Below are 26,078 nucleotides of genomic sequence, written 5' to 3'. Positions count from 1 at the left end.
CGCGCGGCGCCCGGACGGCGCCGGGGTGGGGACGTTAGTCTCCCGTGGACGGATCCGGTGACGAGCGGGCGGTGGGCGTGGCACGGCAGGTGGTGCTGGTCAACGGGCTTCCCGGGGCGGGCAAGACGACGCTGGCCGGCCCGCTCGCGGCCCGCCTGGACGCCCCGTCGCTGGGCAAGGACAGCGTCAAGGAGGCCCTGGCGGACGCCGTCGGGCCGGGCGCACCGACCCTGGTCGGGACCGACACGGTCGGCGCCGTGGCGATGGAGGCGGTGTGGCGCCTGGCCGCGGCCCCCGTGTCGCGCGTCGTCGTCGAGTCGTGGTGGTTCCGGCCCCGCGACCTCGACCACGCGCTGCGCGGGCTCGCGACCGCGGGCGCGGACGCCGTCGTCGAGGTCTGGTGCGACGTGCCGCTCGAGGTCGCCCGACGGCGCCACGCGGCCCGCGCCGGCCGCCGGCACCCCGTGCACGCCGACGACAGGGACATGACGGCCGAGTGGGCGGCGTGGGCCGCCGGGGCCGCGCCGCTCGGGCTCGGCCCGGTCGTGCGGCAGGACACCATCGCACCGGTGGACGTGCCCGCGCTGGCCCGCCGGGTCTCGGCCGCGCTGTCCGGCCGGGGCGCCCGGCCGTGACCCACGACGCACCGGCGCCGCCGCCGGGCGGACCTAGGATCGAGGCATGACCTCCGGCTCCCCCGACGGCCCCGTACCGCTGAGCGACCGCGTCCGCACCGCCCTGACGTCGGTGGTCGACCCGGAGATCAGGCGGCCCATCACCGACCTGGGCATGGTGCGCTCGGTGGACGTGCACGACGGCGGCCGGGTCACGGTGGGCGTGGACCTCACGGTGGCCGGCTGCCCCATGAAGGGCACGCTGGTGCGCGACGTCACCGCCGCCGTGGAGGCGCTCGACGACGTCACCGGCGTGGACGTGCAGCTGGGCGTCATGACCCCGGAGCAGCGGCAGTCCCTGCGCTCGCAGCTGCGCGGCGGTGCCGGCGACCCGGTGATCCCGTTCGCCCAGCCCGGCTCGCTGACCAAGGTGTACGCGATCGCGTCGGGCAAGGGCGGCGTGGGCAAGTCGAGCGTGACGGCCAACCTCGCGGCCGCGATGGCGGCCGACGGGCTGAACGTCGGCGTCGTGGACGCGGACATCTACGGCTTCTCGATCCCCCGCATGCTCGGCGTGGACCGCCAGCCCACCCGCGTGGACTCGATGCTGCTGCCCCCGATCGAGCACGGCGTGAAGGTCGTGTCGATCGGCATGTTCGTGCCCGAGGGGCAGCCGGTCGTGTGGCGCGGGCCGATGCTGCACCGCGCCCTGGAGCAGTTCCTCGCGGACGTGTTCTGGGGCGACCTGGACGTGCTGCTCCTCGACCTGCCGCCCGGCACCGGCGACATCGCCATCTCCGTGGCGCAGCTCCTGCCGGGCAGCGAGATCGTCGTCGTGACGACGCCGCAGGCCGCCGCCGCGGAGGTCGCCGAGCGCGCCGGGTCGATCGCCACCCAGACCTCGCAGGGCGTGGTCGGCGTGGTGGAGAACATGTCGTGGCTGGAGCAGCCGGACGGGTCCCGGCTGGAGGTGTTCGGGTCCGGCGGCGGGCAGCGCGTCGCGGACCGGCTGGGCGCCACCCTCGGCACGCAGGTGCCGCTGCTCGGCCAGGTGCCGCTCGACGTCGCCGTGCGCGCGGCGGGCGACGACGGCACGCCGGTCGTGCTCTCCGACCCCGACTCCGCGGGCGCGCGGGTGCTGCGCGACGTCGCAGGCACCCTGGCGGGCCGGTCGCGCGGCCTCGCGGGGATGCGCCTGAACCTCAGCCCTGTCACCAGCTGACCCGCGATACCCTCCCCCGGGCGCCTCGCCGGCGCCCCGCAATGCCGTCCCCTGCGAAGGAGCTGTCCTGCCATGAGCACGCCCGAGTGGCTCGAGTCCTGGTCCGACGACGAGGGCGCGCGGCGCGTCCGGGACCTGTTCGCCCAGACCTTCGGGGACGGCGGCGCGCCCGACGGCGTCTGGTCGGCGCCGGGCCGGGTCAACCTCATCGGCGAGCACACCGACTACAACGGCGGTCTCGCGCTGCCGACCGCGCTGCCGCACCGCACCTACGTCGCCCTGCGGCACCGGGACGACGACGTCGTGCGCCTCGGGTCCGCGCAGGCGCCGGGCGAGGTCTGGTCGGCGCGGCTGGCCGACGTCGCGCCGGGAGCCGTGACGGGCTGGGGCGCGTACGTCGTCGGGGTCGCGTGGGCGCTCGCGCAGGACGGGCACGAGGTGCGCGGCTTCGACGCCGTCGTCGACTCGTGCGTGCCGTTCGGCGCGGGGCTGTCGTCGTCGGCCGCGCTGGAGTGCGCGGTCGCGGTCGCGCTCGACGAGACCGGGCGCCTGGGGCTCGCCGACGACGACGCCGGCCGCGCGGCCCTCGTCGCGGCCTGCGTGCGCGCGGAGAACGAGATCGCCGGCGCACCGACCGGCGGCATGGACCAGGCCGCGTCGCTGCGCGCCACCGCCGGGCACGCGCTGCTCGTCGACTCCCGGCCCGGGCTGTCCGCGCTGGAGTCCGGCACCCCCGTGCCGTTCGACCTGGCGGCGGCCGGGCTCACGCTGCTCGTCGTGGACACGCGGGCGGAGCACGCCCTCGTGGACGGCCAGTACGCCGAGCGGCGCGCCACCTGCGAGCGCGCGGCCGCGCTGCTCGGCGTGGAGACCCTGCGCGACGTCGACCCGGCACGCCTGGACGAGACGCTCGCCGCGCTCGCGCCGCACGACGCCGAAGGCGTCCTGGCCCGCCGCGTGCGGCACGTGGTCACGGAGATCGACCGCGCCGCCCGGTTCCGCGACCTCGTCGCGGCCGGCCGCGCGGACGAGGTCGGGCCGCTGATGGTCGCCTCGCACACCTCCCTGCGCGACGACTACGAGGTCTCGGCCCGCGAGCTGGACCTCGTCGTGGACGCCGCGCTGGCCGCCGGCGCTCTCGGGGCCCGCATGACCGGCGGTGGCTTCGGCGGCTCGGCGATCGCCCTGGTGCGCGCGGACGCCGTCGACGACGTGGCGGCGGCGGTGCAGGAGGCGTTCGACGCCGCCGGCCTGCGCTCCCCCGGCTTCCTCCTCGCGCCGCCGTCGGCGCCCGCGGGCCGCACCGCCTGACCCCGGCGCGGCCCCCCGGCCGGCCGCGACCTGCGGCGACGTCGCCCGGATGCCGGTGACGCGGGGGCCTGCCTACGGTGCGAGGGCGCGGCGGCACGACCGCCGCCGTGCCCGATCGTTCGAGGAGGAGCGATGCCAGCACGCACCACCATGCGCCGCGTCGGGGCGGCGGCGCTCACGGCGCTCGTCGCCGCGGGGGCGGCCGTCGGGTCGACGGCCGCGAGCGACCGCGGCCACGGCAACCACCACGGGGGCAAGGACCGGGCGCGGAACGTCATCGTGCTCCAGGGCGACGGCATGGGCCTGGCCGCCCGGGAGCTGATCCGGCTCGCGAGCGTGGGCAAGGACGGCCACCTCGTCATGGACTCCCTCGACGAGGCCGGCTGGACCGCGACCGACTCCGCCGACCCCGAGGACGCGGTCACCGACTCCGCCGCCGGCGCGACGGCGTTCGCCACGGGCGTGCGGACGTTCAACGGCGCCGTGGGCGTCGACGCCGACGGCACCCCGGTCCCGACGCTGCTCGAGGACGCGAGGCAGGCCGGCAAGGCCACCGGGCTCGTCTCGACGGCGCAGATCACCGACGCCAGCCCGGCGGCGTTCGGCGCGCACGTCACCGACCGCTACGACCAGAGCGAGATCGCCCGGCAGTACCTCGAGGAGTCACGCCCCGACGTGCTGCTCGGTGGCGGGGAGGACTTCTGGTACCCGGAGGGCGAGCCCGGCGCGTGGCCGGACAACCCGCCAGAGGATCCCGAGGAGCAGAGCAAGGGCACCGAGGGGAACCTCGTCGAGCGGGCCCAGGAGCTCGGGTACACGTACGTGAGCGACGCCGAGGGGCTCGCCGGCGCGGACGGCCGGAGGCTGCTCGGCCTGTTCGCGAACGAGGAGATGTTCCAGCAGGCGAACGAGGGCGAGGGCGACGTCTACTCCCCCGAGGTGCCGCTGGTCGACATGGCCGCCAAGGCGCTCGACGTGCTCCAGCGCGACCGCGACGGCTTCTTCCTCTTCCTCGAGGAGGAGGCGATCGACGAGTTCGCCCACCAGAGCAACGCGACCCGCACCATCGAGGCCGGCCGGTCGCTCGACGAGACCGTGGCGCTCGCCCTCGACTTCCAGAAGAAGCACCGGGACACCCTGGTGCTCGTCGTCGGCGACCACGCCACGGGCGGGCTCGCGATCGAGAACGTCGACCCCGAGGACGAGTCGGGCGAGGGCCAGACCGCCGAGGACGGACCGTTCCCGATCCCCGGCACCGACCTGGAGTTCACCGTCGACTGGACCACCGGCGGCCACACCGGCGAGGCCACGCCGATCACCGCGCAGGGGCCGGGCGCCGAGCGGCTGTCGGGGCCGCAGCTCAACACCGACGTGCACGACGCCGTGCAGAAGGCGATGTTCCCCCGCGGCCACCGCTGACCAGGGTGTGGTGAGCGGGCGTCTGGCCCTGTTCGGGATCGACACAGGGCCAGACGCCCGCTCACAGCGTGCCTACAGGTCGTAGGTGGCGACGACCGCGGCGTGGTCGGACCAGCGCTCCTCGTACGTGGGCGCACGGTCGACCTCGACCTTGACGGCGCGCGGCGCCAGCGCGGCGTTGGCGAGCTGGTAGTCGATGCGCCAGCCGCGGTCGTTGACGTACGACTGCCCGCGCCACGACCACCACGTGTACGGGCCGGGGCCCTCGCCGCCGTGGGCCCGGCCGAGATCGGCCCAGCCGAGCTCGCCCGTCCAGCGGTCCACGTAGGCGCGCTCCTCGGGCAGGAACCCCGCGTTCTTGAGGTTGCCCTTCCAGTTGGCGATGTCGACGTTCCGGTGGGCGATGTTGAGGTCGCCGGCGACGACGGCGGGGTGCTCGGCCGCGGCGAGCTCGGTCAGGCGCGCCGTCACCTTGTCCAGGTGCGCGTACTTGGCGGTCATCGTGTGCTCCTGGCCTGGGCCGGTGGACCCGGAGTGCAGGTAGGCGGAGACGACCGTCAGCAGGCCGCCGTCCGGCAGCTCGACGTCGGCCTCCACCCAGCGGCCCGTGTCCACAGGCGGCTCGGGCTCCCCGTCCGGGCCGTGGGCGGCGAGGCCCATGCGCACGGCGCGCAGCGGGAGCCGCGAGGCGACGGCCACCCCGGCACGGCCCTTGAGCTCGCTGGGCAGGTGCGCCACGTGCCAGCCGTCGAGGTACTCGTGCACCAGCTCGTCGGGCGCACGGACCTCCTGCAGCAGCAGGACGTCGGGGGTGCGGGTGGCGATCCAGGCGTCCATGCGGCGGCGGAAGGCGGCACGGATGCCGTTGACGTTGGCGGTGGCGACGGTCAGCACGCCGGCCATTCGATCACACGCACCCGACACCCCCGCCCTGCGGGCGCGTCGGGTGCGTCACTCCCCGCGGTACGCGGCCTCCAGGGCGGCGACGTCGATCTTGTGCATCTGCAGCATCGCGTTCATCACCCGCAGGTTCGCCTCGGTCGTGTAGTCGCCGGACAGCTCCTCGAGCTGGCGCGGGATGACCTGCCACGAGATGCCGAACCTGTCCTTGCACCAGCCGCACGGCCCGGGCTCGCCGCCGTCGGACGTCAGGACGTCCCAGAAGTGGTCGACCTCGTCCTGGGAGTCGACCCGCAGGTAGAAGCTGAACGACTCGTTCAGCCGGAACTCCGGCCCGGCGTTCAGACCGGTCACCGGCAGACCCGCCACCGTGAACTCCACGACGAACGGGGCCCCGGCCTCCGCGCCCGGCACCCCCTCGGGCGAGATGAGCACCGACTCCACCGACGACCCCGGGATGTGCTCGGCGTAGAACGCCGCCGCCTCGTGCGCGCGGTTGTTGCCGAACCACAGGTGGGTGCGTGCGTCGACCATGTCCGTCTCCCGTCGTCGGGGCCCGCCGCAGGTGGTGCGCGGTGCCGTCAGCAGGGGTGACCGCCACGGCCGCGACAACTCATCGCCCGGCGTGCCCCACCCTGCCGACCGCGCCGGTGACGAGAGGCACGACGGTCACGACGCCGCGAGGCGCGCCTTCTCGTGCTCGACGTCGAACGTCGCGACGGGCCACTGCGGGTCGATGTCCTCGAGGGCGTCCAGCAGCAGCGCCTGGACCGCCAGGCGCGCGTACCACTTGGCGTTCGCGGGCACGACGTACCACGGCGCGTGCTCGGTGGACGTGCGCTCGAAGACGGTCTGGAACGCGTCCATGTACGCCGGCCACAGGAGGCGCTCGTCGACGTCCCCGGGGTTGTACTTCCAGTGCTTGTCCGGGCGCTCGAGGCGTTCGCCGAGACGCGCCTTCTGCTCGTCGGGCGAGATGTGCAGCATCACCTTGACGATCCGCGTGCCCCGCGCGACCAGCTCCGCCTCGAACGCGTTGATCGCGCCGTACCGCCGCTCGATCTCCTCGGGCGGCGCGAGCTCGCGCACCTTCCCGATGAGCACGTCCTCGTAGTGCGAGCGGTCGAAGACCCCGATGTACCCGGCCTCGGGCACCTCCTTCTCGACGCGCCACAGGAAGTCGTGCGCGAGCTCCTGCGGCGTCGGCTTCTTGAACGCCACGAGATGCACGCCCTGCGGGTCGGTGGCGCCGATGACGTGCCGCACGATGCCGCCCTTGCCCGCCGAGTCCATCGCCTGCAGCACCAGCAGCACCGCGGGCGCGGACGGGTCCTCCCGGCTCTGCGCGTACAGGCGCTCCTGCAGCTCGTCGAGCTCCTCCTCGCCCGCGAGGAGGTCGGCCGCGCCGTCCTTCTTCTTCCCGTCGTACCCGGGCTTCGCGTCCGGGTCGACGTCCGCGAGGCGGAACCCCGGCCCCACCCTCAGCAGCTCGCCCGGTTCTCCCGACCACCCACGCTGGCTTCTCGCGACCATGCGCACATCATGCCCCGAGTCCGACCCGACAACGAGCGTGCTGACTTGTTCCTCAAACCTCGGGTTTGAGGAACAAGTCAGCACGCTCGTTGCAGGGGCGGGCCTGCGTCAGGCGACCGCTCGCTCCGCGGCCTCGACCGCGTTGCGGAACAGCATGGCGATCGTCGTCGGTCCCACGCCGCCGACGCGCGGCGTGATCGCCCCGGCGACCTCGGCGCACGACTCGTCCACGTCCGGCAGGAGCCTGCGGCCCTCGTACCGCACACCGCCGCCGACCACCGTGACGCCGGGCGACAGGTGCTCGGGCTGCAGGATGCCCGGCACGCCGGCGGCCGCGATCACGATGTCGGCGCGCTTCGTGTACTCGGGCCAGTCCCGCACCCCGGTGTGGACCACGGTGACGGCGGCGTTCGCCGTCGGGCGCTTCTGCGAGAGCAGCAGGGCCAGGGGCCGCCCGAGCGTCGTGCCGCGGCCCAGGATGCAGACCTCGCGACCGGCGACCGGGATCTCGTAGTGCGCCAGGATCGTCTCGATCCCGGCCGGCGTCGCCGGCACCGGACCGGGCATGCCCAGCGCCAGGCGCCCCATGTTCACGGGGTGCAGGCCGTCGACGTCCTTGTCCGGGTCCAGCGCGAGCATGGCCGCGTCGAAGTCGATCTGCGGGGGCGTCGGGTTCTGGATGAGGACGGAGTCGACGTCGTCGGCGTCGTTCATCTCGCGGACCGCCGCCAGGACGTCCGCCTGGGTGGCGTCCTGCGGGAGGTGGATGTGCGGCGAGGTGAAGCCGAGCTCGGTCGCCTTGTCCATCTTCATCCGGATGTACCCGGCGCTCGCCGAGTCGTCCCCGACGAGGATCGTGCCGAGCCCGGGCCGGTGCCCGGCGGCGACGAGGGCGTCGATCCGCGGGGCGAGGTCCGCGAAGACCGCGTCCGCGACCGGCTTGCCGGGCAGCAGGCGGGCCGTCACTGCTGCAGCCCGGGGTAGAGCGGGAAGTCGGCGGTGAGCTTCGCGACGCGGGCCGCGAGGGCGTCGACGTCGGCCGCGGCGCCGTCCCGCAGCGCGACGGCGATGATGTCGGCGACCTCGGTGAACTCGGCGTCGCCGAACCCGCGCGTGGCGAGGGCGGGCGTGCCGATCCGCAGGCCGGAGGTGACGCGCGGCGGGCGCGGGTCGAACGGCACGGCGTTGCGGTTCACGGTGATGCCGGCGTCGTGCAGGAGGTCTTCGGCCTGCTGGCCGTCGAGCGCGGAGTGGCGCAGGTCCACGAGCACCAGGTGCACGTCGGTGCCGCCGGTGAGGACGGAGACGCCCTGCTCGGCGACGTCGGCCTGGGACAGCCGCTCGGCGATGATCTGCGCGCCGCGCAGCGTGCGCTCCTGGCGCTCCTTGAACTCGTCGGTGCCGGCGACCTTGAACGCCACGGCCTTGGCGGCGATGACGTGCATGAGCGGGCCGCCCTGCTGGCCGGGGAACACGGCCGAGTTGATCTTCTTGGCGTGCTCCTCCTTGCTCAGGATGAAGCCGGAGCGGGGCCCGCCGATCGTCTTGTGCACGGTGGAGGACACGACGTCGGCGTGCGGCACGGGGCTCGGGTGCAGCCCGGCGGCCACGAGGCCGGCGAAGTGCGCCATGTCCACCCAGAGCTTGGCGCCGACCTCGTCCGCGATCTCGCGGAACGCGGCGAAGTCGAGGTGGCGCGGGTACGCGGACCAGCCGGCGATGATGACGTCCGGGCGGTGCTCGAGGGCGCGCTTGCGCACCTCGTCCATCTCGATCCGGTACGACTGCGGGTCCACGCCGTAGGCGCCGACGTCGTAGAGCTTGCCGGAGAAGTTGATCTTCATGCCGTGCGTGAGGTGGCCGCCGTGCGCCAGCTCGAGGCCGAGGATCTTGTCCCCCGCGTTGATGAGGGCGTGCAGCACGGCCGCGTTGGCCTGCGCGCCCGAGTGGGGCTGCACGTTGGCGGCCTCGGCGCCGAACAGGTCCTTGGCGCGGGCGATCGCGAGGTTCTCCGCGATGTCGACCTGCTCGCAGCCGCCGTAGTACCGGCGGCCCGGGTAGCCCTCGGCGTACTTGTTCGTCAGGACGCTGCCCTGCGCCTGCAGCACCGCGCGCGGGACGAAGTTCTCGCTCGCGATCATCTCGAGGGTGTCGCGCTGGCGGGCCAGCTCCCCGTCGAGGACGGCCGCGATCTCCGGGTCGAGCTCGGCCAGGGGCGCGTTGAACGTGGGGTCGGGAGTGCTCATCGGCGTTCTCCAGCTGTGTCGGACGGACGTGTCGGACGACGACCGGGCCCAGGCGAACGACCCGTCGTCTGCACAGCGCGTCGCTCCCCGGTGGTGATCCACCTGTACGCCAGTCGCGACCTTCGCGATCCTAGCCGATCACCCCGTCCCGGTCGCCCTTCCGACCAGGACGCCGCGTCGAACTACCTCGGCGGCTCGCGAACTACCTCGGCGAGCGATGAACTACCTCGGCGGCCCGCGAACTACCTCGGCGAGCGATGAACTACCTCGGCAGCCCGCGAACTACCTCGGCGGGCGGCGGCGGGTTCTTCATCGTTGCAGATGCGTGACCTGGGCCACTTGACCCGGGCTGCGGGCCCATGCCAGATTGGGCGCCGTCGATGGTTCTTCATCGATGTAAACCGCATCGGGGCGACGCCGCGCCGGGGCGGAACCGATCTCCCCGAGAGGACCCCGTGATGAGGAAGTCACGCCTGATCGCCGGCATCGCCGCCGCCCTGGTGGCCACCAGCACCCTCGCCGCCTGCGGCTCCGGCGCCGGCGGGAGCAGCGCCGAGGACGGAACGCTCACGTTCATGTTCCGCGGTGGCGACGACGAGAAGAAGGCCTACCAGGACGCCATCGACCGCTTCACCGAGGACACCGGTGTGAAGGTGAAGGTCATCGTCACGGACGCGGACCAGTACGCCACCAAGCTGCAGGCCGCCGTCGCCGGGAACAAGGTGCCCGACGTCTTCTACGTCGAGCAGGGCAGCCTCCAGTCGTACGTGAGCTCCGGCGTCCTCATGGACATCACGGACGAGGTGGCCGAGCAGGGCGTCGACCTCGACAACATCTGGCCCTACGGCATCGACTCCTACCGCTTCGACGGCACTCTCCAGGGCACCCCCGACGGTCAGCTCTACGCGCTGCCCAAGGACGTCGGCCCCATGGCGCTGGGCTACAACAAGACCATGCTCGAGGAGGCAGGTGTCGAGCTGCCCGACGCCGACGAGCCGATGACCCGCGAGGACTGGCTGAAGGTCCTCAAGAAGGTCACGAAGGACACGGACGGCGACGGCGAGGTCGACCAGTGGGGCACCGGCCTCAACGTCAACTGGACCCTGCAGTCGTTCGTCTGGAGCAACGGCGGCGACTGGACCAACGACGACCGCACCCAGGTCACCGTCGACACGCCGGAGTTCGCCGACGCGCTGCAGTTCTTCGCCGACCTCACCACCAAGGACAAGGTCACCCCCGACCCGGAGCAGGCGGCGACGCTCGACACGTACCAGCGGTTCATGGAGGGCCAGATCGCCTTCTTCCCGGTGGGCCCGTGGGACGTGAGCACCTACAACGACCTCGACTTCGACTACGACCTGATGCCGTGGCCGACCGGCACGACCGGCGACCCCGCCACGTACATCGGCTCGCTCGGCATCGGCGTCTCGAACACCACCGCCCTGCCCGAGGACGCGGTGAAGCTGGCCACCTACCTGTCCACCGACGAGACCGCGCAGCAGACCCTCGTCGACGCCAACATCCAGATCCCCAACCGCATCGACACGGCGGAGCAGTGGGCGACGGCGGAGGACGCCGAGCCGGCCAACCGCCAGGAGTTCCTCGACATCATCGAGCAGTACGGCCGCGCGATGCCGGCGGCGTACACCTACAGCCCGCAGTGGTACGACGAGCTGTTCGTCGGCATCCAGCCGGTGCTCGACGGCAAGACCCCGGCCGCGGACTACCTCGCCGAGGTGCAGCCCCGCATGCAGGAGCTCCTCGACCAGACGAACGAGCAGGCCGAGCAGGCGGCCGCGGCCGGCTCCGCGCCGTGACGCACCAGGTCCGCGCGCGGGCCTGACCCCCTCCCCTGCCCCCTGGCGCGGTGCGGCCACCCTCCTGGGCGGCCGCACCGCCCGCCCCCGCACGTTCCTGGACGAAGGAGTCTGCGATGACGTCCACCGCCACGCCGGCGCAGACCGGCACCCTCCCCGCGGCGCCGGGCCCCGACCTCGCGCCGCCCCCACGCGGCGGGACCTCGCGGCTCCACCGCATCGAGAAGAGATGGGCGCTGCTGTTCGTCGCCGCGCCCGTGCTCGGCTACCTGATGTTCGTCCTGTACCCGACGCTGTTCGCGCTGTACGCGTCGCTGACCAGGTGGAACGGCCTGGGGCCGATGCAGTTCATCGGCCTCGACAACTACGTCGCCCTGCTGAGCGACGAGCGCTTCCACCAGGCGCTCTTCAACACGTTCTTCTACATGATCGGCATCCCGATCGGCCTCGCGATCTCCCTCGCGCTGGCCATCGCCATGAACCGCAAGATCATCGGGCTCACCGCCTTCCGCACGATCTACTACATCCCGGTGATCTCGTCGATCGCCGCGGTCGCGATCCTGTGGCAGTGGGCCTACAACGGCGACTTCGGCCTGGTGAACCAGTTCCTCGGGTTCTTCGGCATCGACGGACCCAACTGGCTGGCCGACACGACCTGGGCCAAGCCCGCGATCATCCTCATGGCGGTCTGGAAGGGCCTCGGGTACTCGATGCTGCTCTACCTGGCCGCGATCCAGTCGGTGCCGCGGTCCCTGTACGAGGCGACGGCGCTCGACGGCGCCGGCGCGTGGCGCCAGTTCCGCGCGATCACGCTGCCGATGGTGCGCCCGGTGACGTTCTTCCTCGTGGTCACGCAGGTGATCGCCGGCGCGATGATCTTCACCGAGATCAACATCATGACGCCGACGGGCGGGCCCGAGTACTCCACGGCGTCGGCCGTCTTCTACATCTGGAAGCAGGCCTTCCAGTACCGCCAGATGGGCTATGCGACGGCGGCGGCGATCGTGCTCGGGGTCCTCATCCTCATCATCACGCTCATCCAGTTCCGCCTGAACAAGCGCAACAGCTTCGCGATCGACTGAGGCCCGGAGACTCCCATGACCACCACCACGGCCCCGGCCGCCCATCACCTCGGCCGCAAGGCACGCTCGCGGCTCACCGACACCGCCGTCTGGATCGTCCTCGCCGCCGGCGCGATCTTCATGATCGCGCCCCTGGTGTGGATGTTCTCCACGTCCCTGAAGACGAAGCTCGAGGTCTTCGCCCTGCCGCCCGTCTGGATCCCCGAGGTGCCCCAGTGGGACACCTACGTGCGGATGTGGACCGACTCGTACGTGCTCGACGGCATCCGCAACAGCCTGGTCGTCTCGCTCAGCGTCACGGTGGTCGGGACGTTCACCTGCGCCCTGGCCGCGTTCGCCCTGGCCAAGATGCGCATGCCGTTCAAGAACGCGATCTTCATCGGGCTGCTGTCGGGGATCATGATCCCCTTCCCGACGCTGATGATCCCGCAGTTCGTCATGTTCTCGAAGATCGGCTGGGTCGACACGCTGCTGCCGCTCATCGTCCCGGCGGTCTTCGGCAACATCGTGATGATCTTCTTCCTGCGCCAGTACCTGTCGAGCGTGCCCGACTCGCTCGTCGAGGCGGCCAAGATCGACGGCGCGTCCCACTGGCAGATCTTCTGGCGCATGATCATGCCGATCATCCGCCCCGCCGTCGCGGCGCAGTTCATCCTCTGGTTCATGGCGGTCTGGAACGACTACCTGGCGCCGATCCTCTACCTGAACACGCCCGAGCGGCAGACCCTCCAGGTGGTCATCGCCAACATGAACGTCCAGTACGCGACGCAGCGCGACTACCCGCTCATCATGGCGGCCTCCGTGGTGGCGCTGCTGCCCATCCTCGTGGTCTTCCTGATCTTCCAGCGACAGATCATCGAGTCCGTCGCGCTCACCGGCACGAAGGGCTGACGATGACGGACACGACGGCACGCACCGTCCCCGACGTGCCGGCGCCCGCGCAGGTGGACACGGCCGCCTGGGGCGGCCGCCACGTGCACGACCCCACCGCGGTGCGCGACGACGACGGCACCTACTGGCTCTTCTCCACGGACGCGCGGTCGGACGGCCCCGTGCGCGGGGGCGTGCAGGTGCGCCGCTCCGCCGACCTCGTGACGTGGGAGGTCCACGGCTGGGCGCTGCCCGGCGTGCCCGCACCGGCGGCGGCCTGGTCCGGGGCCGAGGGCCTCTGGGCGCCGGAGGTGGTGCGCGTCGAGACCCCGGCCGGAACCACGTGGCGGATGTACTACTCGGCGTCGACGTTCGGGTCGCGCCGCTCGGCCATCGGGCTCGCGGAGGCGCCGCACCCCGGCGGCCCGTGGGCCGACCGCGGGATCGTCGTGGCGAGCGACCACGCCGACCCGCCCGTGGGGCTCGGCCACCCCAACGCCATCGACGCCAACGTCGTGACGGAGCCGGACGGGTCGCAGTGGCTCGTGTACGGGTCGTTCTTCAGCGGCATCCACGTGCTCCCGCTCGACGCCGGCACGGGGCTCGTGGCCGACGGGTTCGCCCCGGCGCCCGGCGAGCTGCACACCGCGCCGGGCCGTCTCCTGGCGCGCCGGGCCCGGGCCGCCGACGGCGCGGTCGAGGGGGCGTTCGTGCTCCCCCGCCCCGGCGGCGGCTGGGCGCTGCTCGTCTCCTACGACTCCCTCGGCAACAGCTACCACCTGCGAGCCGCCGTGGGGGACGCCGTCACCGGCCCGTTCCACGACCGTCGCGGCCTGCTGATGACCGACATCGACGCCGACCCGTGGTCGGTGGGCGTGCCCGTCCTGTCGGGGCACCGGCTCGGCGGCGGGCCTGGCGTCCTCGCCCCGGGCCACGCCTCGGTGCTCACCGAGCGGGTGCCCGCCGCGGCGCCCGAGACCGGCTCGCACGTGCGCCAGCTCCTGGTGCACCACGTGCGCGACGCCGACGCCCCCACCGAGCACCGGCTCCAGCTGCGGCGCCTCGTGTGGACGCACGACGGGTGGCCGCTCGTCGCGCCGCAGCCGTGGTCCGGCGCCGGGCGCGAGGTGGACGACGTGTCGCTCTGGCCCGCCGACCCCGCCGTCCTGGACGGCACGTGGGAGGTCCTGACGCCGGGCACCGACCCGACGGGCGTGCAGGACGGCGTCGTCGCCCCGCTCGACGCCCGCGAGCAGGTGCGGGCGCTGGGCGGCGGCCGCTTCGCCTGGACCGCCCCCGACGGCGCGGCCGTGACCGCCGTCGTGCACCCCGCGTGGGACGCCGTGCGCGACCGCGCCACGCTGTGCCTCGAGTCCCTGGACGACGCCGGCCGCGTCACCCTCGCCACGAGGCTCCCGTGACGGCCCCCGCACCGGACCGCACGGCCGCGCGCACCTCCGTCGCCGAGGCGGAGGTGCCCGGCTGGGCGGGCGGGGTCATGCTGGCGCTGCGCTGGGTGACGCTCCTGGTCGAGGTCACCGTCATGGTCGTGCTCGGCACCCTCGCCGGTGGCGTGCTGCTCGGCCTCGGTCCGGCGCTGCGCGCCGGCGGCGTCGTCGCCGCGCGGATGACCGCGGAGCCCACGCCCTGGCGCACGTTCTGGGGCGCCTGGCGCGACGGCTTCGGGCGGTCCGCGGCGCTCTTCGCGCCCGTGTGGGTCGTCGCCGTCCTGCTGTGGCTCGACGGCGTGGCGCTCGGGCTGCTCGACGGGCCGGCGCGCGCCCTGCTCACGGGCGGCCTCCTCGTCGTCGGCGCGTGGGGCGCCGTCGTGCTCGCCTGCTGGCCGGCGGTCGTGACCCGCTACGCGAGCGGGGCCGCCGCCACGTGGCGGCTCCTGCTGCTGCTCCCCCTGCTCGCCCCGGCGACGTCGCTCGCGGTGCTGGTCGTGACGGCAGCCCTGCTCGCCGCGGCCTGGGTGCTCCCCCTGCTGGCCGTCCTCGTGGGCCCCGGGTTCTGGCTGTGGGCGACCGGCCGCCTCGCGACCGACCGCCTCGAGCGGATCGACGCCCAGATCACGCCGTCGCGCTGACCGGCGGCAGGATCTCCTCGTTGCCGCCGCCCTGGACGGCGACCACCTTCTCCCGACCCTCCGGCGCGTCGCCGGTGGACTCGCGGCCGACCACCCGGGAGTCGGGGACCACACGGCGGTACGGCCGCCCGTCGCCCCCGGCGATCCGCTCGACGAGCAGGTCCACCGCGGTGCGCGCGATCTGCTCGCGACCAGGGTCGACGGAGCTGATGGTCGGCACGGAGTACCGCACGTCGTCGACGTCGTCGAAACCGATCAGCGCGACGTCGCCCGGGACCTCGATCCGGCGGGCGTGCAGCGCGTGGAGCGCGCCGAGGGCCATCGCGTCGTTGAGGGCGAAGACGGCGTCCAGCTCGACGCCCGAGTCGAGCAGGCGGCCCATCGACTCGGACCCGGTCGAGCGGTGCCACAGCCCCGCCTCGGCCACGAGCGCCGGGTCGTACGGCAGGCCGGCCGCCTCCAGGCCCTGGCGGTAGCCCTCGGTGCGGAGCGCCGCCGAGCCGACCAGCTCGCCCTCGTGCGCGCCGAGGACGGCGATCCGCCTGCGGCCCAGCGACGCCAGGTGCAGCGTGGCCGCGCGGGCCGCGGCCACGTTGTTCATCGTGACGTGGTCGGCGGGGGCGTCGAAGACCCGCTCGCCCAGCACCACCAGCGGGAAGTCGACCGCGAAGAGCGCGACGTCGTCCTGGCCGAGCGCCAGCGGCGAGAAGATCACGCCGTCCGTGAGGTGACGCCGTCGGCCGTCGAGCAGCTCGATCTCGCGGTCGCGGACCGCGCCGGTCTGCTCGATGAGCACCGTGAGGCCCTGCTCCTCCGCCGAGCGGATGACGGAGTCCGCGAGCTCGGCGAAGTACGGGAGCCGGAGCTCCGGCACGGCCAGCGTGATCATGTCCGTGCGCTGCGTGCGCAGGTTGCGGGCCGTGGTGTTGAGCCGGTAGCCGAGGTGCTCGATGGCCTCCTCGACGCGCTCGCGCGTCTCCGGCCGGATGTGCGGGTACCCGTTGACGACGTTCGACACCGTCTTGATCGACACGCCGGCCCGCTGGGCCACGTCGTGCATGGTCACACGCATGCCGCTCACCTTCCCGACCGCCGTCGGTCGCCGGGCCGCGGGGGTGCCGCGACCGGGATCCAGACCCGCATCGGGCCCTCTCCTCGATTGCCCCACACAGCGTAGGGCACGGCCCGGACAGGCAGCTCCACGCCACCCTCCACGCCACCGCCGGCGGCGTCCCGGGCACGGTCGCGGTACAGCGGCGTGCCGGCGGCCGGCGTGGCACGCCCGGTGCCGACCAGCGTCGCGCCCACGCCGAGGGTGTCGTCGGGCGGCCCCACCTCGAGGCCGGCGGCGACGTCGAGCACCACGTCCTCGAGGACGACCCCGGCATGGTCGACCTGCTCCAGGCAGTGCACCACCGGCCCGCGGGCCAGGGCGACGCAGCCGCGGACGGCGTCCACGTGGGGGTGGGCGGTGATCGCCCGGGGCTCCATCGGCAGGCTCAGGCGCACGACCCGCGCGCCCGCGCCGATGCGCAGGTAGCCGCGGCCGTCGAGCGCGGTGGGGACGTCGACCTCGACGCCGTCCACGTCCAGCCGGGTGCGCGCGGCGTCGGCCCAGCCCGGCAGGCGCAGCGCGAGCGGCACCGGCGACGGCGCGTCCGCCGTGAGCACGACGTCACCGTCCCACGGGTAGCCGGTCCGCATCGCCAGGCGCAGGGGCGCGCCGGTCCCGGGGCCCGCCCCGAGCTCGGAGCCGAGGTCGGCCTCGAGGTCCGCGTCGCCGTACAGGTGCACGACGAGCGCGCCGTCGCCGTCCCGGGTGGCGACCATCGTGTGCAGCGACGCGACGAGGCGCGCCAGGTTCGGCGGGCAGCAGGCGCAGGCGAACCAGCCGCGCCGGCCGGACGCCTGGTACTCGTCCGCCCCGTCGTGCCCCGTGCGCACCTGCAGCGGGTTGGAGTAGAAGAACGCCGTGCCGTCCGTCGAGGTCGCCGCCGCGACCACGTTGAGCAGGGCGTGCTCGAGGGAGTCGGCGTACCTGGCCTCGCCCGTGGCGAGGAGCATCCGCCAGTCCCACAGCACGCTCGCCACCCCGGCGCACGACTCGGCGTACGCGCGGTCGGGCGGCAGCTCGAACGGGTCCCCGAAGGACTCGTCCTTGTGCCGCGAGCCCATCCCGCCGGTGACGTAGGTGCGGCGCCCGTGCACGTCGTCCCACTGCCGTGCGGCCGCCGCGAGCAGCGCGTCCTCCCCCGTCTCCAGGTAGAGGTCGACGACGCCCGCCAGCAGGTAGAGCTGGCGCACCGCGTGCCCCGCCACCTCGGTGGCCTCGCGCACGGGGGTCGCGTCCTGGTGATAGGCGGGTTCGAACGGGCCGGAGCCGAGCCGGCCGTGCCCGCGCAGCTCGAGCATCCGCCGTACGGCCTCGAGGTACGCGGCGTCGCCCGTCTCGCGGAACAGCTCGACGAAGGCCGACTCCACCTCCGGGTGCCCGCACACGAGCTCCTCGCCGGCGGCCAGCCGGGACACGACGTCGTCGGCCCACGTCATCGCGACGTCGAGCAGGTCGTCCTGGCCGGTCGCCCGTGCCCGTGCCACGCCCGCCTGCACCAGGTGGCCGAGCACGTACAGCTCGTGCCCCCACCGCAGGTCGGCGTACGGCTCGGGGGACGGCGCCGTGCCGGCCGTGCCGTCGGAGCCGAGCACGTGCGAGTCCAGGTAGCCGGACGGGCCCTGCACCCGGCGCAGCAGGTCGACGACGCGCCGCACCTCCGCCTCGTGCGGCGCCGCGCCGGAGCGCGCCGACTCCCAGGCGATCGCCTCGAGCGTCTTGTGCACGTCCGAGTCGGCGAAGTTGAAGCCGCGGTACGGGCCGGCGTGGTGCTCGGGGTCGGCAGGGTCGAGCAGGCGGCGCAGGTTGTCCAGCGCCCCCGACGTCTCGAGCGCCCCGAGGCAGTGCGGCACGGTGGCGGCGGCGTTGCGCTGCTGCCACCGTCCCAGGAGCCCGGACGGCCCGAGGCGGACCGCCCCGGCGGGCAGCGGACGGGTGCGCGCGGACGGGAGCGTGCCGCCGACCGGCCCGGGCCGGGCCCCCGTCCCGGGCGCCGTGGCGGTCACTTGATCGACCCGAGGGACAGCCCGCCCTGCCAGTACTTCTGCAGGCCGAGGAACGCCACGATCAGCGGCAGGATCGAGACGAGCGCCCCCGTGGTGATGAGGTTCCACACCTGCTCGCCGCCCGCTCCCGCGTTCGACAGCGCCTGCCACTGGTTGATCCCCACCGTGACGGGCAGCAGCTGCGGGTCGCGCAGCACCGCCAGCGGGAGGAAGAAGTTGTTCCACGTCGCGACGGTCGTCAGCAGCAGGACCGTGACGAACGCCGGCCGCAGCAGCGGCAGCGCGACCCGGAAGAACAGCCGCAGCTCCCCCGCGCCGTCGACGCGCCCGGCGTCGAGCATCTCGTCCGGGATGGCGTCGACGGCGTACACGCGCACGAGGTACACGCCGATCGGGCTGAGCAGGGACGGCAGGATCACGGCCCACATCGTGTTGATCATGCCGAGCTGGCTGAGCAGCACGAACGTGGGGATCGTCAGGGCCGTCAGCGGCACCATGACCGAGCCGAGCAGCATGGAGAAGTAGAGGTTGCGCCCGCGGAACCGGTACTTGGCCAGGGCGTACCCCGCCAGCACGGCGAGCACCGTGGACCCGACGCCGCCGACGATCGCGTACACGAACGAGTTGCGCATCCACGTCCAGAAGATGCCCCCGGAGTACGTGAAGAGCTGCTTCAGGTTGTCCCACAGCGCGAACTCGTCGTTGAACCACAGGGCGCCGCCGGACCCCACGAACAGGCCGCTGTTCGACTTGGTGGAGCCGACGACGAGCCACCACAGCGGCACGACGAAGTACGCCACCGCGAGGAGGAGGAACAGGTGGGAGCCGATCCGGCGCTGCCCCGGCCGGCGCGAGTTGGTCTTCGGCGTCGTCACGGTCGTCATCACTTCAGTCCGCTCTGCTTGCGGGTGGCGTACAGGAAGACGTACGACCCGATGAACACGAGGATCCCCAGCGCGAACGCGATCGTGGAGGCGTAGTTGAACTGGCTGTAGGAGAACGCCATCGAGTACGCGTACATGTTCGGGGTGTAGGTGGTGGGGATCGCGCCCTGCGCGACCGACCGCAGCACCGTCGGCTCGGTGAAGAACTGCAGGGTGCCGATGAGGGCGAACACGACGATCATCACCATCGACGACGCGATCATCGGGATCTTGATCCGGAAGGCGATCGCCCAGTTCCCGGCGCCGTCGAGCTTGGCCGCCTCGTACACCGACGGGTCGATCGCCCGCAGCGCCGCGTAGACGATGATCATGTAGTAGCCCACCCACTGCCAGGTCACGATGTTGACCAGCGAGCCGAACACGAGGTCGCGGCTGAGGAAGTCGGGGGCGGCCAGGCCGAAGACGCCGAAGATGTCGTTCGCCGGGCCGAAGCGCGGGCTGTACAGGAAGCCCCACATGAGCGCGCCGATCACGGCCGGGATCGCGTACGGCACGAAGACGAGCAGCCGCGAGGCCTTCGACAGCCGGGTGGCCAGCGTGTCCAGGACCAGCGCGATCGCCACGGCGAGGCCGATCTGGATCGGCACCATGACCAGCACGAACTGGGCCACGCGCCCCATGCCGGACAGGAAGTCCGCGTCGGTGAACACGCGCACGTAGTTGGCCACGCCGGTGAAGACGCTCTCGCCACCGGTCGCGATGCCCTTGGTGTGGAGGCTGAGCCAGAAGGCGTACGCCAGCGGCACCAGCAGGAAGAGGACGAACACGACGGTGAACGGGGCGAGGAAGAGCCAGCCCCACCACTGCCGCTTGGTGTCCAGCAGGCTCTGCCCGCCGCGCCGGGCGGCGGCCCGGGCCGGCGCGGCGGCGGGCTTCGTCGTCGTCGAGACCATCGAGGCGCTCCCTCCGGTCGGTCGTGTGCTGGTCGTCTCTGCGCGTGTCATCGGACCGTGAACCCCTGCTGCTCGGCGTACCGCACCAGGCTGTCCTGGATGGTCGCCAGGGCGTCGGCGGAGGTCGAGCCGCCCTCGACCATGTCGTAGAGGGCCATGGTCTGGCGGTCGTAGGCGTACACCTGGAACGGGCTGAACGTGAAGCCCGGGTACTGCGCGGCGGCGTCCAGGAAGACGTCGCGGTTGACCTGCTGCCCCCCGAAGAACGGGTAGCGGCGGTCGGTGAACCACGGTGCGTCGAGGGCGAGGTTCCACAGCGGGAACAGGCCGGCGTCCTCGACGCCGATCTTCCAGGTGGCCTCGTCGTCGAAGAGCTCCATCGCGACGGTGGCGGCCGCCTCGGGGTCGGTCGCCTGGGAGGTGACCGCGAGGGCCGAGCCGCCCTGGTTGACCTGCACCGGGTCCGCCGGGTCCCACTGCGGCAGCGGCGCGGCCTTCCACTCGGCGCCGGAGTCGGCGTCCGACAGCCCCTCGAGGTAGCCCGGCCCCCAGGCGGCGGCGATGTACACGGCGTAGGTGCCGTCCACCAGGGACGTGTTGTAGTCGCTGGTGAAGGCGTCGTCGCTGGACACGAGGCCGCGGTCGATCAGGTCCTCCCAGTAGGACAGGACGTGCCGCGCCTCCGGGGTGTCGACGTCGATGCCGATCTGGTCGCGCCGGGCGGGGTCGTACTCGAAGGGCGCCCAGCCGGCCTGCGCGAACAGGGCGTAGTTGAACGCGCCGCCGTTCGTCGCGTAGTTGGTGATGTAGCCCTCGTAGCCGCCGTCGCGCAGGTCCTGCGCGGCCCGGGCGAACTCGTCCCAGGTGGTCGGCGGCTCGACGCCGTACTTCTCGAAGATGTCCGCGCGGTAGAGCATGCCCACGGGGCCGCCGTCGACCGGGACCGCGTACACCGAGTCGCCGGAGGAGACGTCGGACCACGCGCCCGCCGGGAACTGGTCCTCGAGGTCGGCCGCGCCGTAGGGCGCCAGGTCGGCGAGGCCGTCCAGGATCGTGTACGTCGGCAGGATCTCGGACTCGAGCTGGATGACGTCGGGCGCCCCGGTGCCCGCCTCGAGGGCGGTGGAGAACTTGCCGTACTCGTCGGCGCCCTGGCCCGCGTTGGTCCAGCAGATCTGGACGTCGTCGTGCTCGGCGTTGAACGTGTCCACGATCTGCTCGACGGCGGGGTACCAGGCCCACAGCGTGACGCGGGTGGCGTCGGGCTTGGGGATGTCGTTGGTGCAGCTCGTGTTGTTCGCCGTGGGGGCGTCGCCGCCGGGCGCGCACGCCGCGAGCGACAGGCCGGCCAGCCCCGCGGCTGTCGCCGCCACGGCGCGTCGCAAGCCTCTGCGCATGCCGATTCCTCCTCGAGTCGTCCGGACCCAGATCCTCCTGGGCCGATTGGTGCCGCGCACGGCGACCGTGGTTGACTCTACATCGTTGTACAAGGTGGCTTCACCATCGCCCACTTCGACGAGGAAGAGACCCATGACGGCTCCCCAGACCGATGCCCGCCCCGACACCGCTGCCCCCGAGCAGACCCCCGGCGCCGCCGCCGGTGCCCGCGTCACCCTGCACCCCGACTTCCGCCGCGGCGCCGTCGACCGTCGCCTGTTCGGCTCGTTCGTCGAGCACCTCGGCCGCGCGGTGTACACCGGCATCTACGAGCCGGAGCACCCCACCGCGGACGAGCACGGCTTCCGCCGCGACGTCGCCGACCTGGTCCACGAGCTGGGCGTGCCGATGGTGCGCTACCCGGGCGGCAACTTCGTCTCCAACTACGTGTGGGAGGACGCCGTCGGCCCCGTCGAGCAGCGCAAGCCGTTCCTCGACCTCGCCTGGCGCACCGTGGAGCCGAACCTCGTCGGCACCGACGAGTTCCTGCAGTGGGCCGAGCGCGAGGGCGTCGAGCCGATGATGGCGGTCAACCTCGGCACCCGCGGGGTCGCGGCCGCCGCCGCCCTGGTCGAGTACTGCAACGGCGAGGCCGGCACCCGCTGGGCCGACCTGCGCATCGCCAACGGCCGCGAGAAGCCCTACGGCGTGAAGCTCTGGTGCCTCGGCAACGAGATGGACGGTCCCTGGCAGATCGGGCACAAGGACGCCCACGAGTACGGCAAGCTCGCCGCCGAGGCCGGCAAGGCCATGAAGCTCGTCGACCCGTCGATCTCGCTCATCGTGTGCGGCTCGTCGTCGATGCAGATGGCCACGTTCGGCGAGTGGGAGCGCACCGTCCTGTCGTACACGTACGACCTGGTCGACCACATCTCCATGCACGCCTACTACGAGGAGGTCGGCGGCGACCGCGCGTCCTTCCTCGCCTCGGGCACCGCCATGGACCGCTTCATCGACCGCGTCGTCGCCTCCGCGGACGCCGTCGGCGCCGAGCGCCGCAGCGACAAGAAGATCACCATCAGCTTCGACGAGTGGAACGTCTGGTACCTCGAGACCCGCTTCCCCGGCGAGGAGAACCTGCCGATCCAGCGAGACGCCCCACGCATCATCGAGGACGTCTACTCCGGCCTCGACGCGGTCGTCGTCGGCGACCTCATGGTGACGCTGCTCAACCACGCCGACCGCGTGCCGGTCGCCTGCCTCGCGCAGCTCGTCAACGTCATCGCGCCGATCATGACCGCCCCGGGCGGCGAGGCGTGGCGCCAGCCCACGTTCCACCCGTTCGCGACGACGTCGCGCCTCGCCCGCGGCACCGCACTCGACGTGCGCGTGGACGCGCCGTCGTACGACACCGCGCGGCACGGCGCGGCACCCGTCGTGACGGCCGCCGCGACGGTGGACGACGACGGCTCGCTCGGCCTGTTCCTCACCAACCGGTCCGACCGCGTGGTCGAGGTGGAGCTGGCCCATGTCGGCGCCGAGCTCGGCCTGGCCGAGGGCTGGCAGATGGTCGCGGACCACGAGCCCGCCGTCGAGGGCCCGGAGCACGCCGCGAAGGTCGCCCAGACCTGCTGGTCCGTCGTCGACGTCGCGTCCTCCACCACGGCGGGCGACGCCGGCACCACGCGCGTGCGCCTCGCCCCCGAGTCCTGGACCGCCTTCGGCGGGACCTTCGCCCGCGCCTGACCCGACGCGAGATCGAGGCATCCGTCGCGAGATCGACCCACTGAGGGTCGATCTCGCAGCGGGTGCCTCGATCTCGTCGTGGCGGCCCCTGCCAGGACTCAGACGGTGGCGTACCGCTTCACGACGCGGCTCACCGTCGCGCGCGACACGTCGAAGCGCTCGGCGATCTCCCGGTGCGAGAGCCCGTCGTCGGCGAGCTCGACGATCCGGCGGTCGCGGTCGCCCCGGTCCTCGGGCTGCGCGTCGGCCGTCGTGGCCGGCGGCTCCTCCGCCGGGACCGTGGGCGCCTGCGGCGTGGCAGGCGGGGACACGTCGAGCTGGGCGTCGGCCGTGGCCGCCTCCTCCGTCGCCTCACCGTGCGCCGTGAGGAACGCCGACCGCTGGGCCAGGGCGCCGCCCAGCGCCGGGTCCGACTGCCGCAGCAGGTCGAACACCTCGACCCGGCGGGTGTGCCCCGTCTCCGGCAGCGGCTCGCGCGTGCCCGGCAGACCCGCCTCCACCTCGGCCTCCGCGGGCGCCGGGACGTCGTCGGCCACGACACCGCGGTCCTCCGCCTCGTCGACCGTGCCGCCGTCCTTCGCCGCGCCGTCGACCGCGCCGCCGTCCTTCGCCGCGCCGTCGACCGCGCCGCCGTCCTTCGCCGCGCCGTCGACCGGCGTGCCGTCGACCGCGCCGCCGTCGACGCCCGGCTCCTGCGCCGGGTCGGAGCCCAGGTCCTCGGCCAGGTCCCCGTCGAGGTCGTCGAACCAGGCCCGGACGGACTCGTCGTCCGCCGTCCCGGGCCGCCGCTCGTCCTCCACGACCGGCGTCGCACCCGTGAGCGCGGCCTGCAGGTCGTCGGCGAAGGCGTCCGACGCGCCGTCGGCCGCCGCCTCGTCGGCCGACCGCACGACGACCGGCTCCGCGTCCGCCCGGGGCGCCACGTCGGACGCCACCGGTGCGGCGATCGCCGGGACGGTGCGGGGGCCGTCGACGGCGGCGCCGCGGGCGACGCCGCGCTCCACCGAGCTGGCGCCGATGACGTCGAGGCGGCTGCCGTGCCGCTCGGCGGCCTCGAGCCGCTCCACCCAGACCTGCATGCGACGCTCGAAGTCCTCGACCGTGAGCAGCTTCAGCGCGGCGTCGCGGGCGGCCCGCTGACGGCCGTGCGCCGCGCGGACCTTGCGCATCCCACGGTGCGTGCCGCCGCTGTCGAGACGCGCGTCCCGCCACAGCTCGAGCGCCGTGACGTACTGGTGCACCCGGTGCTCGCGGCGGCGCTCGTCGAGCGTGTGCCCCGTGACGAGGTGGCGCTCGCCCACCAGCGCCAGGTGCCACATGAGCGCGGCGACCAGCGGCGGCACGAAGCGGAACGCGACCATGTACGGGGTGCTCGCGTCCGGCACGGCGATCTCGTGCAGCGCCGCGAACATGCCCGAGGTGCCCGACAGGATCCACGTCAGGGTGAGGAGCACGCCGTACGGCCGCCCCTCCAGGGCGGCGTTGCGCGCCATGAGGGCGACGGCGACGAGGCTGACCTCGAGGAAGCCGGCCAGGGCGTAGGCCTCCGCGGGAGACATGCCCGCGACCTCCAGGCCGAACAGCACCATGCCGCTGTACGCCAGGGCGGTCGCGATGGTCGCGGCGACCACGACCGCGACCATCGGCAGGTGCCGCCCGCGGTAGCGCACCGTGCTCCGGGCGGGTCCCCGGGTGTCCGTCGTCGGGTCGAGCTGGGTCACGTCGTTCCTCCGGGTGTCTGCTGATCAGGGCATATACCAGCATTCGGACTATCCCGGCGTCAATGACGGAACGGGTGAACGGTGCGGACGTGGGCGCGGACCCGTCAGGCCACGGGCGTGGTCGACTCCCGCGTGACGATGCGGCAGGGCAGCTCCTCGACGCCCGCCCCACGCTCCCCGTCGATCGCGGCGAAGAGCCGCTGCGCGGCCACGCGCCCGACCTCCTCCAGGTTCATGTCGATGCTCGTGAGCCGGGGGCGCGCGTTCGCCGCGAGGACCTCCCAGTTGTCGAAGCCGATCACGGAGATGTCGTCCGGCACGTCGCGCCCCGCCTCGCGCAGGCTGTCGAGCACGCCACGGGCGATCTGGTCGCTGCCGCAGAAGAAGCCGTCGACGTCGGGGTACCGCTCGACGATGGTCCGTGCGGCGCCACGACCCCAGCTCTCGCTCCACGCGCCGAAGAAGGCTCGGCCCCCCACGAGCTCCAGGCCGGCCGCGGCCATCGCCTCGGACGCCCCCTGGGACCGGTCCTGCGCGGCCTTGTAGCCGGGGTCTCCGGCCACGTACGCGATGCGCCGCCGGCCGCACGCCAGCAGGTGGTCGATCGCCATGCGCCCGGCGTCCACGTTGTTCGCGGTGATGGAAACGTCGGACGGGTCGCTCGACGGCGCATACGCGTACACGACCGGGACGGGCACGTCACCGGCGAGCGGCGGACGCGGGTCGGTCCGCGACCCGACGACGATCAGGCCGTCCACCCGCCGCGACAGGAGCGCCCGGATGTGGTGCTGCTCGCGGATCGCGTCCCCGCGCGCGTCGCAGAGGAACACCGAGACCTGGCCCGCGCCGAACGCGTCCTCGGCGCCCATGAGCACGGGGATCGAGAAGCGGCCCTCGAGGTCCGAGGTCAGCAGGCCGACGGTGCCCGTCCGCCCCTGCAGCAGTCCCCGCGCCAGCGCGTTCGGCGCGAACGACAGCTGCGCGGCGGCCTCCAGCACCCGCGTGCGCGTCTCGGCGCGCACCTGGGCGCGGCCGTTGATCGCCTTGGACGCGGTGGCGATGGACACGCCCGCGAGCCTCGCGACGTCCGTGAGCGTCGCGGCCCGCGCCGACGCGGCGTCCTCTGCCGCCATGCGGTGCCTCCCTCCCCGTGGCGGTCGCCACGGTGGTCATGATC

At 73.3% G+C, this 26,078-nt stretch carries 22 protein-coding genes and 1 riboswitch; of the genes, 10 read left to right on the top strand and 12 right to left on the bottom strand.

Annotated elements, in window-relative coordinates; translation table 11 throughout:
- Positions 1 to 44: 44 nt before the first annotated feature.
- The 4 genes from ACH436_RS11450 to ACH436_RS11435 all read left to right on the top strand — a co-directional run bounded on the left by ACH436_RS11450 (position 45) and on the right by ACH436_RS11435 (position 4,566).
- Positions 45 to 635, top strand: coding sequence for an AAA family ATPase (locus ACH436_RS11450; protein ID WP_430560302.1), 591 nt, complete (start codon positions 45 to 47; stop codon positions 633 to 635).
- A 46-nt stretch (positions 636 to 681) separates the two neighbouring features.
- Positions 682 to 1,836, top strand: a complete 1,155-nt coding sequence (locus tag ACH436_RS11445; protein ID WP_430560301.1) for a P-loop NTPase — start codon at positions 682 to 684, stop codon at positions 1,834 to 1,836.
- A gap of 72 nt (positions 1,837 to 1,908) precedes the next feature.
- Complete coding sequence (gene galK / locus ACH436_RS11440) at positions 1,909 to 3,147, top strand: galactokinase (RefSeq protein WP_430560300.1); 1,239 nt, start codon at positions 1,909 to 1,911, stop codon at positions 3,145 to 3,147.
- Between the two features lie 132 nt (positions 3,148 to 3,279).
- Entirely contained in the window at positions 3,280 to 4,566 is a 1,287-nt protein-coding gene (locus ACH436_RS11435) for an alkaline phosphatase (RefSeq protein ID WP_430560299.1), read from the top strand.
- Between the two features lie 72 nt (positions 4,567 to 4,638).
- Here the strand turns inward: ACH436_RS11435 and ACH436_RS11430 are convergent, their stop codons facing one another.
- The 5 genes from ACH436_RS11430 to glyA form a co-directional block, all read right to left on the bottom strand.
- Positions 4,639 to 5,460: an exodeoxyribonuclease III gene (locus ACH436_RS11430; RefSeq protein ID WP_430560298.1), complete on the bottom strand. Its 822-nt coding sequence runs from the start codon at positions 5,458 to 5,460 to the stop codon at positions 4,639 to 4,641.
- Between the two features lie 57 nt (positions 5,461 to 5,517).
- Positions 5,518 to 6,000, bottom strand: a complete 483-nt coding sequence (locus ACH436_RS11425) for a VOC family protein (RefSeq protein ID WP_430560297.1) — start codon at positions 5,998 to 6,000, stop codon at positions 5,518 to 5,520.
- A 135-nt stretch (positions 6,001 to 6,135) separates the two neighbouring features.
- Positions 6,136 to 6,999: a polyphosphate kinase 2 family protein gene (locus ACH436_RS11420; protein WP_430560296.1), complete on the bottom strand. Its 864-nt coding sequence runs from the start codon at positions 6,997 to 6,999 to the stop codon at positions 6,136 to 6,138.
- Between the two features lie 108 nt (positions 7,000 to 7,107).
- Entirely contained in the window at positions 7,108 to 7,965 is an 858-nt protein-coding gene (locus ACH436_RS11415) for a bifunctional 5,10-methylenetetrahydrofolate dehydrogenase/5,10-methenyltetrahydrofolate cyclohydrolase (protein WP_430560295.1), read from the bottom strand.
- Complete coding sequence (gene glyA / locus ACH436_RS11410; RefSeq protein ID WP_430560294.1) at positions 7,962 to 9,245, bottom strand: serine hydroxymethyltransferase; 1,284 nt, start codon at positions 9,243 to 9,245, stop codon at positions 7,962 to 7,964. Before glyA ends, ACH436_RS11415 begins: the two co-directional genes overlap by 4 nt.
- 39 nt (positions 9,246 to 9,284) lie before the next feature.
- A riboswitch (ZMP/ZTP riboswitch) is annotated at positions 9,285 to 9,372 on the bottom strand.
- Positions 9,373 to 9,703: 331 nt separating this feature from the next.
- Between glyA and ACH436_RS11405 the strand changes: the two genes are divergently transcribed.
- The 5 genes from ACH436_RS11405 (at position 9,704) to ACH436_RS11385 (ending at position 15,103) form a co-directional block, all read left to right on the top strand.
- A complete protein-coding gene (locus ACH436_RS11405; protein WP_430560293.1) occupies positions 9,704 to 11,062 on the top strand; it encodes an ABC transporter substrate-binding protein in 1,359 nt (452 codons plus the stop codon).
- Between the two features lie 116 nt (positions 11,063 to 11,178).
- Entirely contained in the window at positions 11,179 to 12,144 is a 966-nt protein-coding gene (locus ACH436_RS11400; RefSeq protein ID WP_430560292.1) for a carbohydrate ABC transporter permease, read from the top strand.
- Positions 12,145 to 12,159: 15 nt separating this feature from the next.
- A complete protein-coding gene (locus tag ACH436_RS11395; protein ID WP_430560291.1) occupies positions 12,160 to 13,035 on the top strand; it encodes a carbohydrate ABC transporter permease in 876 nt (291 codons plus the stop codon).
- A gap of 2 nt (positions 13,036 to 13,037) precedes the next feature.
- The gene (locus tag ACH436_RS11390; RefSeq protein WP_430560290.1) at positions 13,038 to 14,435 is read left to right on the top strand and encodes an arabinan endo-1,5-alpha-L-arabinosidase; all 1,398 of its coding nucleotides are present in this window, start codon (positions 13,038 to 13,040) and stop codon (positions 14,433 to 14,435) included.
- Complete coding sequence (locus ACH436_RS11385) at positions 14,432 to 15,103, top strand: DUF624 domain-containing protein (RefSeq protein WP_430560289.1); 672 nt, start codon at positions 14,432 to 14,434, stop codon at positions 15,101 to 15,103. The genes ACH436_RS11390 and ACH436_RS11385 overlap by 4 nt, the downstream gene beginning before the upstream one ends.
- Here the strand turns inward: ACH436_RS11385 and ACH436_RS11380 are convergent.
- The 5 genes from ACH436_RS11380 to ACH436_RS11360 are packed head-to-tail and all read right to left on the bottom strand — an operon-like array spanning position 15,087 to position 21,454.
- Positions 15,087 to 16,175, bottom strand: a complete 1,089-nt coding sequence (locus ACH436_RS11380) for a LacI family DNA-binding transcriptional regulator (RefSeq protein WP_430560288.1) — start codon at positions 16,173 to 16,175, stop codon at positions 15,087 to 15,089. The genes ACH436_RS11385 and ACH436_RS11380 overlap by 17 nt on opposite strands.
- A gap of 5 nt (positions 16,176 to 16,180) precedes the next feature.
- Positions 16,181 to 18,220 (bottom strand): glycoside hydrolase family 127 protein, encoded by a 2,040-nt coding sequence (locus tag ACH436_RS11375; RefSeq protein ID WP_430560287.1) that lies wholly within the window; start codon positions 18,218 to 18,220, stop codon positions 16,181 to 16,183.
- A complete protein-coding gene (locus ACH436_RS11370; protein WP_430560286.1) occupies positions 18,217 to 19,104 on the bottom strand; it encodes a carbohydrate ABC transporter permease in 888 nt (295 codons plus the stop codon). The genes ACH436_RS11375 and ACH436_RS11370 overlap by 4 nt, the downstream gene beginning before the upstream one ends.
- Positions 19,104 to 20,057, bottom strand: coding sequence for a carbohydrate ABC transporter permease (locus tag ACH436_RS11365; protein ID WP_430560285.1), 954 nt, complete (start codon positions 20,055 to 20,057; stop codon positions 19,104 to 19,106). Before ACH436_RS11365 ends, ACH436_RS11370 begins: the two co-directional genes overlap by 1 nt.
- A 47-nt stretch (positions 20,058 to 20,104) precedes the next feature.
- Positions 20,105 to 21,454 (bottom strand): ABC transporter substrate-binding protein, encoded by a 1,350-nt coding sequence (locus tag ACH436_RS11360; RefSeq protein WP_430560284.1) that lies wholly within the window; start codon positions 21,452 to 21,454, stop codon positions 20,105 to 20,107.
- 133 nt (positions 21,455 to 21,587) lie between these two features.
- On the opposite strand from ACH436_RS11360, the gene ACH436_RS11355 reads away from it, so the two are divergent.
- Complete coding sequence (locus ACH436_RS11355) at positions 21,588 to 23,180, top strand: alpha-N-arabinofuranosidase (RefSeq protein WP_430560283.1); 1,593 nt, start codon at positions 21,588 to 21,590, stop codon at positions 23,178 to 23,180.
- 98 nt (positions 23,181 to 23,278) lie between these two features.
- On the opposite strand, the gene ACH436_RS11350 is transcribed toward ACH436_RS11355, so the two are convergent.
- Positions 23,279 to 24,901, bottom strand: a complete 1,623-nt coding sequence (locus tag ACH436_RS11350) for a helix-turn-helix domain-containing protein (protein ID WP_430560282.1) — start codon at positions 24,899 to 24,901, stop codon at positions 23,279 to 23,281.
- 104 nt (positions 24,902 to 25,005) lie between these two features.
- Positions 25,006 to 26,034, bottom strand: coding sequence for a LacI family DNA-binding transcriptional regulator (locus tag ACH436_RS11345; protein ID WP_430560281.1), 1,029 nt, complete (start codon positions 26,032 to 26,034; stop codon positions 25,006 to 25,008).
- Positions 26,035 to 26,078 lie beyond the last annotated feature (44 nt).

The sequence above is a fragment of the Isoptericola sp. NPDC019693 genome (assembly GCF_044389085.1).
Classification (GTDB): Bacteria; Actinomycetota; Actinomycetes; order Actinomycetales; family Cellulomonadaceae; genus Isoptericola.
The sequence above is the reverse complement of the archived record's forward strand: the minus strand, read 5'-3'. Positions and strand labels throughout refer to the sequence as shown.

What these genes read in the sequence shown, in the direction of transcription:
- ACH436_RS11445 (WP_430560301.1), top strand. Translation starts at nt 682, where the DNA reads ATGACCTCCGGCTCCCCCGACGGCCCCGTACCGCTGAGCGACCGCGTC.
- galK (WP_430560300.1), top strand. Translation starts at nt 1,909, where the DNA reads ATGAGCACGCCCGAGTGGCTCGAGTCCTGGTCCGACGACGAGGGCGCG.
- ACH436_RS11435 (WP_430560299.1), top strand. Translation starts at nt 3,280, where the DNA reads ATGCCAGCACGCACCACCATGCGCCGCGTCGGGGCGGCGGCGCTCACG.
- ACH436_RS11425 (WP_430560297.1), bottom strand. Translation starts at nt 6,000, where the DNA reads ATGGTCGACGCACGCACCCACCTGTGGTTCGGCAACAACCGCGCGCAC.
- ACH436_RS11420 (WP_430560296.1), bottom strand. Translation starts at nt 6,999, where the DNA reads ATGGTCGCGAGAAGCCAGCGTGGGTGGTCGGGAGAACCGGGCGAGCTG.
- glyA (WP_430560294.1), bottom strand. Translation starts at nt 9,245, where the DNA reads ATGAGCACTCCCGACCCCACGTTCAACGCGCCCCTGGCCGAGCTCGAC.
- ACH436_RS11405 (WP_430560293.1), top strand. Translation starts at nt 9,704, where the DNA reads ATGAGGAAGTCACGCCTGATCGCCGGCATCGCCGCCGCCCTGGTGGCC.
- ACH436_RS11400 (WP_430560292.1), top strand. Translation starts at nt 11,179, where the DNA reads ATGACGTCCACCGCCACGCCGGCGCAGACCGGCACCCTCCCCGCGGCG.
- ACH436_RS11395 (WP_430560291.1), top strand. Translation starts at nt 12,160, where the DNA reads ATGACCACCACCACGGCCCCGGCCGCCCATCACCTCGGCCGCAAGGCA.
- ACH436_RS11390 (WP_430560290.1), top strand. Translation starts at nt 13,038, where the DNA reads ATGACGGACACGACGGCACGCACCGTCCCCGACGTGCCGGCGCCCGCG.
- ACH436_RS11380 (WP_430560288.1), bottom strand. Translation starts at nt 16,175, where the DNA reads ATGCGTGTGACCATGCACGACGTGGCCCAGCGGGCCGGCGTGTCGATC.
- ACH436_RS11370 (WP_430560286.1), bottom strand. Translation starts at nt 19,104, where the DNA reads ATGACGACCGTGACGACGCCGAAGACCAACTCGCGCCGGCCGGGGCAG.
- ACH436_RS11365 (WP_430560285.1), bottom strand. Translation starts at nt 20,057, where the DNA reads ATGGTCTCGACGACGACGAAGCCCGCCGCCGCGCCGGCCCGGGCCGCC.
- ACH436_RS11360 (WP_430560284.1), bottom strand. Translation starts at nt 21,454, where the DNA reads ATGCGCAGAGGCTTGCGACGCGCCGTGGCGGCGACAGCCGCGGGGCTG.
- ACH436_RS11355 (WP_430560283.1), top strand. Translation starts at nt 21,588, where the DNA reads ATGACGGCTCCCCAGACCGATGCCCGCCCCGACACCGCTGCCCCCGAG.
- ACH436_RS11345 (WP_430560281.1), bottom strand. Translation starts at nt 26,034, where the DNA reads ATGGCGGCAGAGGACGCCGCGTCGGCGCGGGCCGCGACGCTCACGGAC.